Genomic DNA, 17,417 nt, shown 5'->3' on the forward strand with positions numbered 1-17,417 from the left:
GCACATCACCGAGCACCGTATCGGCGACCGCCGTGCGGACGAAGTAGTACACAACCGTCATGTATCGCAGGATCTCTTCGACGGCTTCGGGAATGTGACTCGGATCCCCGCGGTCAGATCGAATTGGGCCGGCACCGCGCGCACCCCGTTCCGAGCCGGCATCCCCACGCGCCCGGCGTACCTCGACTACGTCTTTCGAGCGAAGCGAGACCGAGCATCCGCCGTTCGCGGCCCGGCTCGCGTGTGCGCGGCCGCCGCGTCAGCGACGAAGGAGCAAGCGGCGGTCGCGCACACGCGAGCCACAAAGGGGCCGCGAACACGCCGCGCCGAAGGCGCGGCAAATCGAACACAGCTCAATACCGGACGCGCGAATTCGCGTAGAGGCAGATCGCGGCGGCCGTCGCCAGATTCAGGCTTTCGGCGCGGCCGCGGATGGGGATTCGGATGCGGTGGTCGGCGCGGCGTGCGACGGCCGGGTCGAGACCGTGCGCCTCGTTGCCGAACAGCCAGGCCACCGGCCGGGTGAACAGTTCATCGGCGTCGTCGAGGTCGACTTCGCCGTTCGCCGCGGTCGCGAGGATCGTGATTCCCGCCGCCGCGATCGAGTCGAGCGTCTCGGCGACGTCGCGGTGCCGCGCGATCGGCACATGGAAGATGCTGCCCGCGCTGGCCCGCACACACTTGCCGTTGTGTGGATCGACCGCATCGCCGGCCAGCACCACGCCGTCGGCGCCGACGGAATCCGCCACCCGCACGAGCGTGCCCGCGTTACCGGGCTCGGCGATCTCGACGGGAACGGCCAGCATGCGCGGCCGAGCCTCGAGAATCCGGGACAAGGGCACGTCGAGCAGATCGCACACCGCCACCAGTCCCGGTGCGGTGACGGTCTCGGCGAGATGCTGTGCCGCTCGATCACTGACCAGCGTGGTGCGAACGCCCGTCGCGGCCGCCCCCGCGATCAGCGCGTGATCGCGTTCGGCGGCTGTCTTCGAATAGAACAGCTCATGCACGCGCGTGGTCTCCAGCGCGGCGGCTACGGCATTGGCGCCTTCGGCGAGGAATCGGCCCGCCTTGCGACGCTGCGCTCCGCGCTGCAGCTTGACAGCGGAAACGACCCGCGGATTGCGCTCACTGAGCGCTTCCACGGGTCGTTCCGAAAAGTGTCCGTGTGCCAACGACTGCGACTCAGGCGGCCGGCGCGTTGACATCCTGCGGCAGGGCGGCCTTGGCGACCGCGACGAGACCGGCGAACGCCTCGGCGTCCGACACCGCGAGCTCGGCGAGGATCTTGCGGTCCACCTCCACACCGGCGGCCTTCAGGCCCTGGATGAAGCGGTTGTAGGTGATGTCGTTGATCCGCGCGGCGGCGTTGATGCGCGCGATCCACAGCTTGCGGAAGTCACCCTTGCGCGCCCGGCGGTCCCGGTAGGCGTAGGTGAGCGAGTGCAGCTGCTGCTCCTTGGCCTTGCGGTACAGCCGCGAGCGCTGGCCGCGGTAGCCCTTGGAGGCCTCGAGGATGGAACGGCGCTTCTTCTGAGCGTTGACGGCCCTTTTGACGCGTGCCACTGGTCAGTCCTGTTCGATCTGGGGGCGCGGGGCGGCGCCCGGAAATGGGTCGGGGGTGGCGACGGAGATGCTCCGGTCGCGGTGTGCTTGCCGGTCTGCGCGGGGACGCGATCAGAGACCGAGCAGCTTCTTCACGCGACGGACGTCGGCGGCGGCGACGACCTCCACGCCGTCCAGACGACGCGTCCGGCGGGTGGGCTTGTGCTCGAACAGGTGGCGACGGTTCGCCTGCTGGCGCAGCAGCTTGCCTTTGCCGGACACCTTGAATCGCTTCGAGGCGCCGCTGTGCGTCTTCATCTTCGGCATGGATGGATTCCTCTATCTGTCGTCCCGGCGGTCGGGGCGGACCGCCGGTGTTCTGATCGGTGTTACTGCGGGCCGGCCGTCTCGGCCTGCTCCGCAGCGGGCTGACCGGCCGGGGCGGCGCTGGGGGCCGGGCGCGGGGCCGACTCCTGCTGCGCCTTCACCCGGGTCTTCGCACCCTTGTGGGGGGCGAGAACCATGGTCATGTTGCGACCGTCCTGCTTGGCCGAGGTTTCCACGAAGCCGAGGTCGGCGACGTCGGACGCCAGCCGCTGCAGCAGCCGGAAGCCGAGTTCGGGGCGGGACTGCTCGCGTCCACGGAACATGATCGTCACCTTGACCTTGGACCCGGCCTCGAGGAAGCGAACGACGTTGCGCTTCTTGGTCTCGTAGTCGTGGTCATCGATCTTCGGGCGGAGCTTCTGCTCCTTGATCACCGTCTGCTGCTGGTTCTTCCGAGACTCGCGCGCCTTCTGCGCCGTCTCGTACTTGAACTTGCCGTAGTCCATGATCTTGCAGACCGGCGGACGGGCATCGGGTGCCACCTCGACCAGATCGAGGTCGGCTTCGAGGGCGACGCGTAGTGCATCTTCAACACGCACGATCCCAACCTGCTCGCCGCCAGGCCCGATGAGCCGGACCTCGGGAACACGGATGCGATCGTTGATGCGGGTCTCAGTGCTGATGGGGCCTCCTAGGTCAAGCGGTGTCGTCAGACGACCGCGCGCAATAACTGCAACCCCTGTTCAACACGAAGGCCCCGGTGCGGTATTCCGCGCACGGGGCCCGATGTCGACCGATCGCCGACCACGAGAGAACTCGGATCGACTCTCGTGGCCGGGTTCTCCGCGAGAACCACGACACGAGAAACCCGCCCTCGGAGGGCGGGCGACCGGACCGCTGGACCGTACGATTACTCGTCGGCAACGGTGGGAGTCGGGCTCCACTTATCAGCCCCAGGGCAAGCCCGGGGCGGTCGTCAGCGGAAAGTCTAACATTCCGTTCGGCTATCGCCGAATCGGCACAAAATCGGTTGCCCGGCCGCCGTCCCCGTGCCAGGCTCCCCCGGTGCGTTCACCCCGCCGCGACCTGCTGCGATGGCAGTTCGACCTGACCTGGGCCCTCGCCGGTATCCACCTCGACGCCCTCACGCCGAAGGACTTCCTCTGGGAACCCGCCGACCTCGCCTGGACGGTACGCCCCGACGCCGAGGGCGTGTGGCGCCCGGATTGGGCCGACACCGAACCCGACCCCGTGCCCGTCCCGACGATCGGTTGGCTGACCTGGCACATCGGCTGGTGGTGGGGCGCGGCCATCGACCACGCCGAGGGTCGCACCCCACCCGCACGGGAGGATGTGCACTGGCCCGGCGACGGAGCCGCGGCCATCGCCCGGCTGCGCGAGCTGCACACCGAGTGGTCGCGCGTGCTGGACGGTTTCGACGAGAGCGAGTTGGACCGCCCGTCCGCCTACCCGTGGCCCGCCGACGCGGGATTGACCATCGCCCACCTGGCGGGCTGGGTGAACGCGGAGCTGATGAAGAATGTCGCGGAGATCGGCCACCTCCGGATGCTGCGGGCGGCGTCGCTAGCCTGAAGACATGACTGACGAGCTCGACGCCTCCGTCCGCGAACTGGCCGACATCCCCGCGGTCGAGGTGATCAGCCGCGCCGCCGTGATGTTGATGAGCTCGGCGGCCGAGAAGCTGGGGCTGGCCGACGAGGACCCGGACACCAGCCCGCGCCGCGACCTGGACGAGGCGCGCCGCGTGATCACGGCGCTGGCCGGGCTCGTCACGGCGTCGGTGGAGTACCTGGGCCCGCACGCCGGGCCGATTCGCGAAGGCTTGCAGTCGCTGCAACGCGCCTTCCGCGAGTCCTCCGCGCATCCGGACGAGCCGGGCAAGGGGCCGGGCGAGAAGTACACCGGCCCGGTCTACTGATCGGCTCGGCTGCGGGTCGTGTGAGGACCGCGCCCACCGGACCTCGGTCGCGGTGGTGGGCGACGATGGCCGGAATCGCACAGTGATGAGCCGCCGACCGCGAGCGTTCGTCGGTGTGCGTCGGGACACGCGCGACCGGATCCACCGCCTGCGCCTCGGTGACGGTCAGCGGGGCGGCGCCGTGGGCGAGGTCCCGCGCGCACCTCGCGACGCACGCGGGCACGCCGGGCCGTGCGGCGTCCGTGCGAGCATCGCTGCCGCGACGGGGACCGGGTGCTGTTCGAGGCGCTCGCCGAGCCACGCCCGCCTCGGCGTAAACCCCTGCGGCAGTGCCACCGCGGCCCGCGTCGCGTGCCACTGCCAGCGGGATGCCGGAGGTGCCGCAGGACCGAGAATCCCCGTCGCCCTATGGAATTCCGAAGCGCGGCCGGAGATTGTGCGCGAATCACACCTCGAGACAACGATGTTTAGGAAATTTCCCAACGGGTAGGGCACAGTGAGCCCATGGCTACTCGGATTCTGCTCGCTCCCGGATTCTGGCTCGGCGCATGGGCGTGGGACGAGGTCGCACCCGATCTGCGGCAGCGCGGCAACGAGGTATCGGCGCTGACGCTGCCGGGTCTGGACGCCACCGATCCCGACCGGTTGTCGGCAACCCTGGAATCCCAAGCGCAAGCGATCATCGACGCGGCGTCCGCGGGCGAGCCCGTCGTGCTCGTCGCGCACTCCGGCGGCGCGGCGCCCGCGTATCTCGCGATCGACCGCGCACCCGGCTTGTTCCGCCGGGCGATCTACGTCGACAGCGCGCCGCTGCCGAACGGTTTCGTCATCAATTCCGCACTGGACATCGCCGCGCGCGAGTGGACCCTGCCGGACTGGCCGGAGCTGGAGGCCGCGGGCAACAGCTTGGCGGGCCTGGACGACGCCGTCCTGACGCGGTTCCGCGAGCGCGCGGTGCCGCAGCCCGCGTCCGTCGCGGCCGCCCCGCTGCGCTTGAGCGACTCACCAGCCCGGCTGGCGGTCCCGACCACCGTGATCTGCAGCAGTATGACCGCCGATCTGGTCAAGAAGCTGCGCGACAACGGGGAGGCCCCACTGTTCGCCGAACTGGCCCGCATCGATGCGGAATACGTCGACCTCCCCACGGGGCATTGGCCGATGTGGTCCAAGCCGAAGGAACTCGCCGAACTGATCCACGCCATCGCCAACCGCTGAGGCGAGCAGCGGCGCGGTCCGCAGCATCCGGAACCGCGCCGCATCGGACGACGGATCAGCCGACCGCCGCGGCCTTCTTCACCGGACGCTTGGCGGCCTTCGCCGCGGCCTTCTTCACCGGAGCCTTCTTCGCGGCGCTCCGTGGCGCGGGTGGCTGGTCCAGCACCTCCTTCAGGAACTGGCCGGTGTAGCTGTGCGCGACGGCGGCGACCTCCTCCGGCGTGCCTTCCGCCACGACGGTGCCGCCGCCGGAGCCACCCTCGGGGCCCATATCGATCACCCAGTCGGAGGTCTTGATGACGTCCAAGTTGTGTTCGATGACGATCACCGTGTTGCCCTTGTCCACAAGACCGTTGATGACGTTGAGCAGCTTGCGGATGTCCTCGAAATGCAGGCCGGTGGTCGGCTCGTCGAGGATGTACACGGTGCGGCCGGTGGACCGCTTCTGCAACTCGGCGGCGAGTTTCACCCGCTGCGCCTCGCCGCCGGAGAGGGTGGGAGCGCTCTGGCCGAGGCGCACATAGCCGAGCCCCACGTCCACCAGTGTCTTGAGGTAGCGGTGGATCGAGGTGACCGGCTCGAAGAACTCGGCCGCCTCCTCGATGGACATGTCCAGCACCTCGGCGATGGTCTTGCCCTTGTAGTGGACCTCGAGGGTTTCCCGGTTGTAGCGGGCGCCGTGGCAGACCTCGCAGGGGACGTAGACGTCCGGCAGGAAGTTCATCTCGATCTTCAGCGTGCCGTCACCGGAGCATGCCTCGCAGCGACCGCCCTTGACGTTGAACGAGAACCGGCCCGGCTGGTACCCGCGCACCTTCGCCTCGGTGGTGGCCGCGAACAGCGTGCGGATCTTGTCGAAGACGCCGGTATACGTGGCCGGGTTGGACCGCGGCGTGCGGCCGATCGGCGACTGGTCCACCTGCACCAGCTTGTCCAGGTGGTCGAGCCCGTTGACCCGGGTGTGCCTGCCGGGCACCTGCCGAGCGCCGTTGAGCCGGTTCGCCAGCACGGTGGCCAGGATGTCGTTCACCAGGGTCGACTTGCCCGAGCCGGAGACGCCGGTCACCGAGGTCAGCACGCCGAGCGGGAAGGCGACGTCGATGCCCTTGAGATTGTGCTCGTTCGCTCCCACGACGGTGAGCTGCCGCTTCTTGGTGACCGGACGGCGCACCAGCGGCACCTCGATCCGCTCCCGGCCCGACAGGTACGCCCCGGTCAGCGAGTTCGGATCGGTGAGCAGCTCTTCGTAGGGCCCGCTGTGCACCACCGTGCCGCCGTGCTCACCGGCGAACGGGCCGATGTCGACCACCCAGTCCGAGGCACGGATGGTGTCCTCGTCGTGCTCGACCACGATCAACGTGTTGCCGAGATTGCGCAGGCGCGTGAGGGTTTCGATGAGCCTGCGGTTGTCCCGCTGGTGCAGGCCGATGGACGGCTCGTCGAGCACGTAGAGCACGCCGACCAGACCGGAGCCGATCTGGGTGGCGAGCCGGATCCGCTGCGCCTCGCCGCCGGAGAGCGTGGCGGCCGCGCGCGACAGCGTGAGGTACTCCAGGCCGACGTCGAGCAGGAAGCCCAGCCGCGCCTGCACCTCCTTGAGCACCTGCCCGGCGATGGCGGCTTCGCGCTCGCCGAGGGTGAGCGAATTCAGGAACGCCGAGCATTCGCCGATGGACAGGTCGCTGACGTCGGCGATGGACTTCTTGTCGCCGTTCGCGGCGATGGTGACGGCGAGGATCTCCGGGCGCAGCCGGGCGCCGTTGCACACCGGGCACGGGATGTCGCGCATGTACCCGTCGTAGTGCTCTTTCATCTGCTCGGACTCGGTGCTCTCCATGCGCCGCTGCAGGAACGGCATCACGCCCTCGAAGTCCGCGTAGTACGAGCGCTTGCGGCCGTAGCGGTTGGTGTAGGACACGTGCACCTGGTCGGCGCTGCCCTCGAGCACCGCCTTGCGCGCCTTGAGGGGCAGATCCTGCCACGGGGTGTCCATGGAGAAACCGATGGAATCCGCCAGGCCGGACAGCAGCCGGGTGAAGTACTCGGCGGTCTGCCCGCGCGACCACGGCGCGATGGCGCCCTCGTTCAGGCTCAGCGCCGGATCGGGCACCACCAGTTCCGGGTCGACCTCCTTGCGGATGCCGAGGCCGGTGCAGTCCGGGCAGGCGCCGTAGGGCGAGTTGAACGAGAACGAGCGCGGCTCCAGGTCCTCGATGTCGAGCGGGTGACCGTTCGGGCAGGCGAGACGCTCGGAGAAGCGGCGCTCCCGGTCGTGCGCGTGCTCGTCGCGGTCGACGAAGTCGAGGACCACGATGCCGTCGGCGAGCCGCAGGGCGGTCTCGATCGAATCGGTCAGGCGCTGTTTGGAGGTCGGCTTGACCGCCAGCCGGTCGACGACGACCTCGACGTCGTGCTTCTCCTGCTTCTTCAGCTTCGGCGGATCGGTGAGCGGATACACCACGCCGTCGACCCGCACGCGGGAGTAGCCCTGCGTGTTGAGCTGGTCGAAGAGGTCGACGAACTCACCCTTGCGGGTGCGCACCACCGGAGCGAGCACCTGGAAGCGGATGCCCTCCTCCATGGCCAGCACCTGGTCGACGATCTGCTGCGGCGTCTGCTTGGCGATCAGCTCGCCGCACACCGGACAGTGCGGCGTGCCCGCCCGCGCGTAGAGCAGCCGCAGATAGTCGTAGACCTCGGTGATGGTGCCCACGGTCGAGCGCGGATTGCGGTTGGTCGACTTCTGGTCGATGGACACCGCGGGCGACAGGCCCTCGATGAAGTCGACGTCGGGCTTGTCCATCTGCCCGAGGAACTGCCGCGCGTACGCCGACAGCGACTCGACATAGCGCCGCTGCCCCTCCGCGAAGATCGTGTCGAAGGCCAGGCTCGACTTGCCGGAGCCGGACAGGCCGGTGAACACGATGAGGCTGTCGCGGGGCAGGTCGAGATCGACACCCTTGAGGTTGTGCTCCCGAGCTCCGCGCACAGTGAGGCGTTCCGCCACAGGCCGTCCCTTCTCCTTCGTGTTCGGCGTCCAGACATACCCCCGGCCGCCATGCTAGGCATGGGCACCGACAAGTTTCGCGGACCGCCCGTCACCTCGACGAACGGCGGGAACACCGGCGGGTGGACGGTACGGATGGGGCCGGGAAACAGGCCAGGACGCCTCCGTAGCATCGCCCTCCCGGCACCACTGGTCAACAGCGCGGCAGCGCCGGTCATTCCCCCTGGCCGCCGTCGCACCGCAGGCCGCGGCAGCCGGTATCCCTACCGACAAGGTACCGGCAGCAGGGCCGCCAGGGTGCCGCGGGCAGGTGGTACTCGAGTTCACATTGCGTCCGTGTGACGGAACACGGCGCGCACCGGGGTGATCGACCTGGTCGGACCGGGGGCCGGCTCGGGGGCCGATACCTCCGGCAACGCCTGCTCCCGGCCCCTGAAAGCTGTGCGCAATCCGCGCCGTACGCACCGGCCGCCGACTACACTGAGCCCGCTGTGCGCACCCCATCGGCCTCCCCGACTCCGCCATGACGCACCTCATCCCCCATCTCCCGGCTACGGTGCTCGACACGTTGCGCGCCCTTCTGCGGACCGCGACCCGCCTGGTCGACGCCCGATACGGGGCGCTAGGCGTCCGCGGACACGACGAGCGGCCGGTCGAGTTCCTCTTCGAGGGCGTCGACGACGCGACGCATACCCACATCGGCCGCTCTCCCGCGGGGCAGGGCGTACTCGGACTGTTGCTGGCGCACCCGCGACCGATCCGGCTGGACGACCTGTCGGAACACCCCTGCCTCCGTGGGTTTCCCGCCCAACCATCCCGGGATGGGCAGCTTCCTCGGGGTGCCGGTGCGGATCGGCGAGGAGATCTTCGGCAATCTCTACCTCACCGAGAAGACAGGGGGACAACCCTTCACCGAGGACGACGAGGCCATCGTGCTGGCGCTGGCCGCCGCGGCGGGCATCGCCATCGAGAACGCCAGGCTGTACGAGTCCGCGCGGACCAGGCAAGCCTGGATCGAGGCGACCCGCGACATCGCGACCGAATTCCTCGCGGGCACGGCGCCGGACCTGGTGCTGGCGCAGGTGGTCGCGCGCGCCCGCGCGCTGACCGGCTCCCAGCAGGCGCTGCTGGCCGTGGTGCCGCCCGCGACGCCACCCGACGAAGCCACCGAACTGGTTGTGGCGCAATGGTTCGGCCCGGGGCCGGGGCCCGAACGGCTGCGCGTCGCGGGCGCCGCGACCGGCACGGTGTTGACGCGGCGCGCGCCGGTTCAGCTGCCCGATGCCGGGCCGGACGATCTCGGCGCCGAGGTCGGCGCGGCAGGGCCCGCGCTGGTGCTGCCGTTGCAGACCGCGGATCTCGTGCTCGGCGTGCTGATCCTCGCGCGTCCGCCCGACGGCGCGCCGTACCCCGGCGAGCTGGTCGAGCTGACCGCCGCGTTCACCGACCAGGCGGCGCTGGCCATGCAATTGACCGAGACCCAGCGCAGGATGCGCGAACTCGACGTGCTGGCCGACCGCGACCGCATCGCGCGCGATCTGCACGATCATGTCGTCCAACGGCTGTTCGCGGTCGGGCTGGGGTTGCGCGCCACGGCGGCGCGCACCGAGGATCCCGAAGTGCGGCGGCGGCTTTCGGCGGAAATGGACGGTTTGCAGGAGGTCGTGCAGGAGATCCGCACGTCGATCTTCGACCTGCACGGCGGCGATCCGCTGCGGCGGCGGCTGGAGGACGCCGTCCGCCAGCAGACCGCGGGCGGCGCGTTCCGGACCAGCATGCGGTTCGCCGGACCGCTGTCGGTGGTGGGCGACGCGCTCGCCGATCACGCCGAGGCCGTGGTGCGCGAATCGGTCAGCAACGCGGTGCGCCACTCCGGCGGCAACCGGCTCGCCGTCGAGATCACCGTCGGCGACGAACTGACCGTCCTCGTCGAGGACAACGGCACGGGCATGCCCGCGGACGTGACACCGAGCGGACTGGCCAACCTCGCGCAGCGCGCAACCATGTCCGACGGCCGCTGCGTAGTGGGGCGGACCGAGAGCGGCGGGACCAGGGTGCACTGGTCCGCGCCGCTTGCCTGACGATCAGGCGGGCGCCACGAGCGCCAGATCGCCGTCGTGGCGCCGGTACAGCAGCCCGCCGCGGCCGCTGCCCGGATCGGTGCAGAACAGGAAAGGCAATCCCTCGCGGCACAACAGATTCGCCGCTTCGACCGGGGCCAGGCAGGCGGCGGGTTCCGCGTCCACGACGATCGGCGGGGCACTCCGGACCGTCTGCGGCGACCGGATCGGCGGATAGGTCGCCCGCTGGCGGATGAGCCGCGCACCCGGCGCCGCCCAGTGCACCACCGCGTCCTCACCGGTCTCGGCGTCGGTGAACAGGTGGGCGTCGTAATCCATGGCGTCCAGCACCGCGACCGCTTCGGCCGGCGTGCAGGTGGACAGGGCGCACCGCTTACGGCGGACGATCGGACGCGGTGCACCGGCACGGGCCAGCGGAGGCCGGGCGGGATCGGGCCAGGCCCGCGCCTCTCGCGCGGCCATCCGGGCGAACCGGCGGTCGAGCCGCTCGGCGGCGAAGGTCACCGCGAACCCGCGCGGCCCGGTGGCCTGGACCCGGATGACGGCGTCGAGATGGCGCACGTCGACCTGCACCACCGTCGGCGCCTCCGGGTCGGGCGGCGCGCTCAGGCGCACCCGGGCGGGCGCGTCGAGATGATGTCGGCGCAGTACCCGGGCGACGGCGCGCACCGCCCGCGTGACGTCCACGGCGGCCACCTCCCCTCGCGTGGTCACCACCACTTCCGGACCGGCCGCCGTCGTCCACTGTTCCGATGCGCATCGCAGCCCCGATGAGACCATCTGCATTGCCCCGCTTTCCAGATCGATCCGTCCCGATCCATGCCAGCACCGCCACGGTGCCGCGAACAGGGCCGAAAGTCCCCATCGGCTGGGCACCGGCGGGTCGCGGGCTCGTCGACGACCTGGCGGTTCGATCGCCCTGCGTCGAATGACGCACTGCCCGTGCGCATCACGGTCGAGCGGGGCCGAGCACCACCGCGGAGTTGTTGCCGCCCATGCCGAGCGAGAGTTTCACGGTGATGCCGCCCTCGAACGGCGCCGGGCCGTCGAGCAGCCGCGGATGCGCGGGCGCGACGATCGGGGCCGCGGGCACGATGCCGCGGTCGTAGCCGAGCGCGGCCGCCGCGACCTCGACGGCCGCCGCGGCGCCCTGGCAGTGGCCCGCCAGCGGTTTGAGCGCGTAGATGTGCGGACGGTCGGCGAACACCTGCTCCATCAGATGGTGCTCGGCCACGTCGCACTGCCGGGTCCCGGTGCCGTGCGCGTTGAAGTAACGGACATCCGCGGCGGTGACGCCCGCGGCGGCGAGCGCGCGGCGAGTGCACTCGAGGATCTGCTCGTGCGCCGGATCGACCGATACGACGTGATAGGCGTCGTTGGACATCGCGCCGCCCAGCACCGCGGCGTAAGGCCGATCCGCCGACCGGGTCAGCACGAACGCCACCGAGGCCTCACCCATGCTGAACCCGCGGCTGCCCTCTTGGAAGGGGCGGCAGGCGTCCATCGGTTCGGCGTCGGTGACCGCGGCGCCGAGCCGGACGAAACTCGCCAGCATGTCGGGGGTGGCGGACAGGTCGGTCGCGACGAAGATCACGTCGTCGGCCATGCCCGCGTCCAGCCAGAGCTTCGCGGTGATCAGCGCCACGTTGGCGGAACTGCACGCGGCCGAGACGTTCATCGCCGGACCGTGGAAGCCGAATTCCTGCATCAGCATCGACACCGGCGTCGAAGGCAACAGCCGCAGGTACTCCCTGGACCGGCGGTTGCCCCCGTCGACGAGGTAGAAGTCGCGCCAGTTCGCCACGTCCCCCAGCACGATGGCGTGCAGCAGGCCCACCGTGCGACCGGGCCGCCAGCCACGGTCGCGGGCATCCGCGACCGCCTCCCGCGCCGCCTCGTGCACGGCCCGGCCGTACCGGCTCGTGCTCACCTCGGGGTCGCCGCCGTCGGGCACCAGCGCGACCCACGCGTCCTCGTCACGGCCGGGCCCGTAGCCCGAGCGCAGGGCCGCCGCCGACTTGCCGCTGAGCAAGCCGTCCCACAGGCGCTCCCGCCCCCATCCGTAGCCGGTGATCGCGCCGATCCCGGCGATGGTCATCTGATTTCCGTGCCCCGGCGGAGTAGGCACCCGCGCGGCGGTATTCGGGTCGGCACCCGGCATGTATCGCTCCTTCGCCGGCTGCCCGGGACGCTAGAGCGGTTCGCCCCTTCTCGACGCGGCAACCGGTCTCTGCCATGATCGCCGGATCCAGGCCGGGAACGTGCCGGTACTGTGATCGAAGCAATAGCGTGGACGGTGTGATCTTGTCCACGTCGATACCAGAATAATCCCGTGTTCCAATGACCATAATTGGGTCGATGATCGGGGGTTCGAGTGGGTGACGACAAGCTAGCCGCCGCGGTCGACGCCGCCGAACAGCTGGCTGCGCGCTACCGCTCCCTGGTCGAACACACCCCGGACGGGATCTGCGTGCACGAGCGCGGCCGGGTCGTCTACGTCAACCCGGCGACCGTCCGCCTGCTCGCCGCGGAGGACGCCGATGAGATCGTCGGCCGTCCGCTGACCGACTTCGTCCACCCCGCGTCGGTTCCCGCGATGCTCGACCGGATCAGCACCCTCACCACCGCGGGCGCGGCCTCCGTCCCGACCGAGATGACCTTGATGCGGGTGGACGGCGGCACCGTCCCGGTGGAGACGGTGTCGGTGCTGACCGCCTGGCACGACCGCCTCGCCTACCAGGTGGTCATCCACGACCTCACCGCCCAGCGCCACGCCGAGGCCGCGCAGCGCCGAGCCGAGCACTACTTCACCACGGTCGTCTCCCAGTTGGAGGAGGGCGTCGTGGTGATCGATCCGGAGGGCCGGATCGAATCGATGAATCCGGCCGCCAAGCGCATCTTCGGCACCGAGGGGCCCGACCGCCAGGTGATCGGGCGCACCATCCAGTCGCTGCCGCTGGTGCTGCTGGACGCGAACGCCCAGCCCCTGCCGCCGAGCCGCCATCCGGTGGCGCGCACGCTGGCCACGGGCGAGACCATCACCGGCTACGTCTTCGGCGTCGACCGGGTGGACGGCCAGCGCCGCTGGCTGTCGGGCAGCAGCCGGCTGCTCAATCCCGGCGACCCGCGTTCGTCGGCGGTGTCCTCCTTCGCCGACATCACCGAGTTCCGCGCCAGCAGAAGACAATTGGAATACCAGGCCACGCACGACTCGCTCACCGGGCTGGCCAACCGCTCGCTGATCCTGTCCCAGCTGGCCGCCGCGCTGGCCAGCACCGAGGAACTGCTGCCGGTGTCCACCGTGCTGTTCATCGACTTGGACGGGTTCAAAGCGATCAACGACACCCTCGGGCACGCGATCGGCGACACCGTGCTGCAGATCGTCGCCCAGCGGTTGCAGCGCGCGCTGCGCGGTGACGACATCGTCGGCAGGCTCGGCGGCGACGAGTTCCTGGTCCTGCTGTCCGGCCGTACCCGCCGCGTCGACATCGAAGCACTGGTGAACAGGCTGCGCTCCACCATGGCCGAGCCGATCATCGCGCGCGGGCACCGGATCGAGGTGAACGCCTCGATCGGCGTCACCGAACTCGAGGTGGGCGACCGGCGCAGCCCGGAGGCCGTGCTGCACGACGCGGATCTGGCGATGTACCGGGCCAAACCGCCCGGGCGGCGGGAAGGCACCGTCACCAAGGGCCGCAGGCCGAACAGCACGCACGCGTCCTGACGAGCCCGCGCATGATCATCGAACACGCCCTGCTGCCGGTTCGCCCCGAGCGCGCGGCCGATTTCGAAGCCGCCTTCGCCGCGGCGCGGCCGATCATCGCGAGCATGCCCGGCTTCCGGTCGCTGTCGCTGTCGCGCGGGGTGGAGTCGCCGGGCAGCTACCTGCTCCGGGTGGAATGGGACCACATCGACGATCACGTCGTCGGATTCCGCGGCTCGCCGGAATATCAGCGCTGGAAGGACCTGTTACATCACTTCTACGAGCCGTTCCCGGCGGTCGAGCACTTCGCGCCGGTCCCCCTCACAGCGTCCGACAACCCCGTCCCCGTTTCCCCGCAGGGGGCCTCACCTGGGCTTACGGCGAGCCCGCCGCAACCCCAGTAGACTCGACAACTCTGCTTTCCGCGCGTGTGCCTACCCGGTCGGGTGGTGTGCTCGCGCCTGTTCGCGGTGACAAGGAGTTCAGTTTGCCCGATCTCACTCAGGACCGTGCCGCCCACGACGGCGCTCCCGAGCGGACCCGCGAGACCGAGCAGGAGCAGGCATACCTGTCGGTGCTCTACGAGCGGCTCGACGAGATGCGCGACTACGCGCGCAACCGGCTGCGCACCGTGCTGCTGGAGACCGGCGGCACCCCGCAGGCCCGCAGCGAGCGGGAGTCCTTCAGCCAGCTCTACACCGAGGACCTGGCGAAATACGACGCCGCCGAACACGGCCTGTGTTTCGGCCGCATCGATCTCGACGGCGCGCAGGAGGAGTACCGCTACATCGGCAGGCTCGGCATCCTCGACGAGAAGGACGACTACGAGAGCCTGCTGCTGGACTGGCGCGCCCCGCTGGCGCGGCCGTTCTACCTGGCCACCACCGCGGCGCCGGACGGCGTGACCCGGCGCAGGCACATCCGCTCGCGCAACCGCAAGGTCACCGCGATCAACGACGAATACCTCGATCTCGAGGCCGCGCGCCGGGCAGGCGTCACCGGCGCCGACGGCGGGGTCGGCAGCGAGAGCGCGCTGCTGTCCGCGCTGAACGCCGCCCGCACCGGCCACATGAACGACATCGTCGAGACCATCCAGCACGAGCAGGATGCGATCATCCGCTCCGAGCACAAGAGCGTGCTCGTCGTCCAGGGCGGGCCGGGCACGGGCAAGACCGCCGTCGCGCTGCACCGCGCGGCGTATCTGCTCTACACCTATCGCCAGCAGCTCGCCAAGAGCGGCGTGCTGATCATCGGACCGAACGCCACCTTCCTGGACTACATCGGGCAGGTGCTGCCGTCCCTCGGCGAGACCGGCGTGCTGCTGTCCACCATCGGCGATCTCTATCCAGGGGTGCGGGCGGCCCGCGAGGACTCGCTGCGGGCCGGCGAGATCAAGGGATCGCTGACCATTCTGGAAGTGCTCAAGCAGGCGGTGCGCGACCGGCAAGAGGTGCCCGCCGAACCGATCCGGCTGAGCTTCGACGGCTATCCGGTCACGCTGGATCGCAAGATCGCCACCAAGGCCCGCGGGCGCGCCCGGTCCTCGCGCCGCCCGCACAATCTGGCCCGCCCGATCTTCGCCGCGTCGGTGATCGACGCGCTGACCGATCAGCTCGCCCAGACCATGGGCGCCGATCTGTCCGGCGGCCCCAGCCTGCTCAGCTCGGCCGATCTCACCGAGATCCGCGACGAGATGCGCGCCGACCCGCAGATCCAGACGGCCATCGCGAAACTCTGGCCGATCCTGTCCCCGCAGGACGTGCTGGCCGACCTGCTCGCCGACCCCGAGCGGCTGGACCGGGCCGCGCGCTCGCTCGACCCCGCCGACCGGGCCGAGCTGCTGCGGCCGGACGACGGGCAGTTCAGCGCCGCGGACGCGCCGCTGCTGGACGAACTGGCCGAACTGCTCGGCGTGGACGACACCGAGGAACGCGAACGCGCCCGCCGCCGCTGGCGCACCCAGATCGCCGAGGCGCAGGACGCCCTCGACATCCTCACCGGCTCGGCGCCCCAGGATCTGGAGGACGACCTCGATCCCGAGATCCTGATGGCCTACGACCTGATCGACGCGAGCCAGCTGGCCGAACGCCAGGACTTCCGCACCCGCCAGACCACCGCCGAGCGCGCCGCCGGCGATCGCACCTGGACCTACGGTCACGTGATCGTGGACGAGGCGCAGGAGCTGTCGGAGATGGCCTGGCGCATGGTGATGCGGCGCATTCCGAACCGGTGGGTCACCGTGGTCGGCGACGTCGCGCAGACCGGCGACCCGGCGGGCGCGTCCTCCTGGCAGCGGATGCTGGAGCCGTACGTCGCGTCCCGGTGGAAGCTCACCGAACTCACCGTCAACTACCGCACGCCCGCGGAGATCATGGACGTCGCCGCTGACGTCCTCGCCGCCATCGATCCGGCGGCGACCGCGCCGCGCTCGGTCCGCGAGACCGGCGTCGCGCCGCGTGCGTACCGGGTCGCGCCCGGCGACGTGCACGACGAGGTGGCCCGGCGGGTCGCCACCGAGACCGGGCCGGGCACCACGGCGGTGATCGCGCCGCAGGCGCTGACGGCCGGGCTGGCCGACCTCGCAGGCCAGGCCGTTCGGGTGCTGACCGTGCACGAGGTGAAGGGCTTGGAGTTCGACGCGGTCTACCTGGTGGAACCGCAGGCCATCCTCGACGAATCACCGCGGGGGCTCAACGATCTGTACGTCGCGCTGACTCGCGCCACCCAGCGGCTCGGCGTGGTGCACAGTGCGGACCTGCCCGGCGTGCTCGCCCGGCTGCGCTGAACGGACGCCACCCGCCGAAACGACGAAAGGCTCCGTGCCATCTCGCGCTCGGCGAGAACACGGAGCCTTTCGACCGTCGCGGGACTCAGCGCACGGTGTGCACGATCAGGACGTCGGAGCGGGACTTGCGCGCCACGTCGGAGGGCACCGAACCGAGCAGCCGCCCGGCCAGCGTGTTCAGGCCCCGGTTGCCGACGACCAGCAGGTCGGCGTCGACCTCCTTGACCAGCGCCAGCAGCGACTCGACCGGCTCGCCGACGATGGCGCGCTCGACGATGTCGGCCGCACCCGCCGCGATCGCCTTGTCCCGGGCGATGCGCAGGATCTCGTTGGTCGGCGCGGAACCGCGTACCTGGTATGCCTCCTCCTTGAGCACGTCGGCCGCGGCGGCGACGTCGCGGTCGTCGGTCGGGTAGTACGCGCAGGCCACGATCAGGGTCGCGCCGGACACGCCGGCCAGAGCGCCTGCCTTCTCGACGGCGACATACGACGAGTCCGAGCCATCGGTACCGACGACAATGGTCCGGTAGGCGGTCATTCTCTCCTCCAACTATGCGGTGGGTCGGGTGCCGCGCGCGGGTTCGTCCCGGCTCGACCGGGGCGTCGGCGCGGCGACTGGGGTCGACCATAGCGGCAAACGGTGCGGAAATTTCAGAAATCGCAAGACATCACACTGGGGGTGCTCGACCATTCCCGCCGCGGATTCGCCAGGGAATGCGAGAAAGGCCGGACCAACCAGGGCAGACTCAATTCCAGGGAACTAAACCTGTGAGGTGCCACAACCGCTTCGAACCCCATTGCGGGCCTGGGATATT

Annotated in this window: 15 protein-coding genes and 2 pseudogenes; 8 read left to right on the top strand and 9 right to left on the bottom strand. The window is 70.2% G+C overall.

The annotated features are described in order from the left end of the window. Positions 1-353: 353 nt before the first annotated feature. The 4 genes from ABZ552_RS24285 to infC form a co-directional block, all read right to left on the bottom strand. Positions 354-1,145, bottom strand: a complete 792-nt coding sequence (locus tag ABZ552_RS24285; RefSeq protein ID WP_281874374.1) for an RNA methyltransferase — start codon at positions 1,143-1,145, stop codon at positions 354-356. 40 nt (positions 1,146-1,185) lie between these two features. After that, the gene (rplT, locus tag ABZ552_RS24290) at positions 1,186-1,566 is read right to left on the bottom strand and encodes a 50S ribosomal protein L20 (RefSeq protein ID WP_039797323.1); all 381 of its coding nucleotides are present in this window, start codon (positions 1,564-1,566) and stop codon (positions 1,186-1,188) included. A gap of 111 nt (positions 1,567-1,677) precedes the next feature. Beyond that, a complete protein-coding gene (gene rpmI, locus ABZ552_RS24295) occupies positions 1,678-1,872 on the bottom strand; it encodes a 50S ribosomal protein L35 (RefSeq protein WP_159845652.1) in 195 nt (64 codons plus the stop codon). A gap of 62 nt (positions 1,873-1,934) precedes the next feature. Then, entirely contained in the window at positions 1,935-2,585 is a 651-nt protein-coding gene (gene infC / locus ABZ552_RS24300) for a translation initiation factor IF-3 (protein WP_157111996.1), read from the bottom strand. A gap of 352 nt (positions 2,586-2,937) precedes the next feature. Here infC and ABZ552_RS24305 point away from each other — a divergent pair, with 352 nt between their 5' ends. From ABZ552_RS24305 to ABZ552_RS24315, 3 genes are all read left to right on the top strand, one after another. Then, positions 2,938-3,465 carry a DinB family protein gene (locus ABZ552_RS24305; RefSeq protein ID WP_357439909.1) on the top strand — a complete coding sequence of 176 codons (528 nt, stop codon included), beginning with the start codon at positions 2,938-2,940 and terminating at the stop codon, positions 3,463-3,465. Positions 3,466-3,469: 4 nt separating this feature from the next. Further along, positions 3,470-3,811, top strand: a complete 342-nt coding sequence (locus ABZ552_RS24310) for a DUF1844 domain-containing protein (protein WP_039797319.1) — start codon at positions 3,470-3,472, stop codon at positions 3,809-3,811. Positions 3,812-4,315: 504 nt separating this feature from the next. Further along, a complete protein-coding gene (locus ABZ552_RS24315; RefSeq protein ID WP_281874376.1) occupies positions 4,316-5,026 on the top strand; it encodes an alpha/beta hydrolase in 711 nt (236 codons plus the stop codon). Between the two features lie 55 nt (positions 5,027-5,081). Here the strand turns inward: ABZ552_RS24315 and uvrA are convergent, their stop codons facing one another. Beyond that, complete coding sequence (gene uvrA / locus ABZ552_RS24320; protein WP_281874377.1) at positions 5,082-8,033, bottom strand: excinuclease ABC subunit UvrA; 2,952 nt, start codon at positions 8,031-8,033, stop codon at positions 5,082-5,084. Between the two features lie 622 nt (positions 8,034-8,655). Beyond that, complete coding sequence (locus ABZ552_RS24325) at positions 8,656-8,817, bottom strand: hypothetical protein (RefSeq protein WP_357439913.1); 162 nt, start codon at positions 8,815-8,817, stop codon at positions 8,656-8,658. Between the two features lie 4 nt (positions 8,818-8,821). On the opposite strand from ABZ552_RS24325, the pseudogene ABZ552_RS24330 reads away from it, so the two are divergent. Further along, positions 8,822-8,944, top strand: a pseudogene (locus tag ABZ552_RS24330) (hypothetical protein); the annotation flags it as partial. 21 nt (positions 8,945-8,965) lie between these two features. After that, positions 8,966-10,114 carry a histidine kinase gene (locus ABZ552_RS24335; RefSeq protein WP_357440067.1) on the top strand — a complete coding sequence of 383 codons (1,149 nt, stop codon included), beginning with the start codon at positions 8,966-8,968 and terminating at the stop codon, positions 10,112-10,114. A gap of 3 nt (positions 10,115-10,117) precedes the next feature. Here ABZ552_RS24335 and ABZ552_RS24340 read toward each other — a convergent pair whose 3' ends face one another. Together ABZ552_RS24340 and ABZ552_RS24345 are read right to left on the bottom strand one after the other, a co-directional pair. Beyond that, the gene (locus ABZ552_RS24340) at positions 10,118-10,828 is read right to left on the bottom strand and encodes a sigma 54 modulation/S30EA ribosomal C-terminal domain-containing protein (protein ID WP_357439916.1); all 711 of its coding nucleotides are present in this window, start codon (positions 10,826-10,828) and stop codon (positions 10,118-10,120) included. 235 nt (positions 10,829-11,063) lie between these two features. Further along, the gene (locus tag ABZ552_RS24345) at positions 11,064-12,212 is read right to left on the bottom strand and encodes a beta-ketoacyl synthase N-terminal-like domain-containing protein (RefSeq protein ID WP_357440070.1); all 1,149 of its coding nucleotides are present in this window, start codon (positions 12,210-12,212) and stop codon (positions 11,064-11,066) included. 276 nt (positions 12,213-12,488) lie between these two features. On the opposite strand from ABZ552_RS24345, the gene ABZ552_RS24350 reads away from it, so the two are divergent. From ABZ552_RS24350 to ABZ552_RS24360, 3 genes and pseudogenes are all read left to right on the top strand, one after another. After that, on the top strand, positions 12,489-13,838 hold the full coding sequence (locus ABZ552_RS24350; protein ID WP_281874383.1) for a diguanylate cyclase: 1,350 nt from the start codon (positions 12,489-12,491) through the stop codon (positions 13,836-13,838). Between the two features lie 11 nt (positions 13,839-13,849). Further along, positions 13,850-14,134: pseudogene (locus tag ABZ552_RS24355) on the top strand (antibiotic biosynthesis monooxygenase); the annotation flags it as partial. Positions 14,135-14,304: 170 nt separating this feature from the next. Beyond that, the gene (locus ABZ552_RS24360) at positions 14,305-16,602 is read left to right on the top strand and encodes an ATP-binding domain-containing protein (protein WP_357439919.1); all 2,298 of its coding nucleotides are present in this window, start codon (positions 14,305-14,307) and stop codon (positions 16,600-16,602) included. Positions 16,603-16,687: 85 nt separating this feature from the next. On the opposite strand, the gene ABZ552_RS24365 is transcribed toward ABZ552_RS24360, so the two are convergent. After that, positions 16,688-17,140 (bottom strand): universal stress protein, encoded by a 453-nt coding sequence (locus ABZ552_RS24365; protein WP_159845679.1) that lies wholly within the window; start codon positions 17,138-17,140, stop codon positions 16,688-16,690. Positions 17,141-17,417 lie beyond the last annotated feature (277 nt).

The organism is Nocardia sp. NPDC019219 (genome assembly GCF_040632645.1).
GTDB lineage: Bacteria > Actinomycetota > Actinomycetes > Mycobacteriales > Mycobacteriaceae > Nocardia > Nocardia sputorum.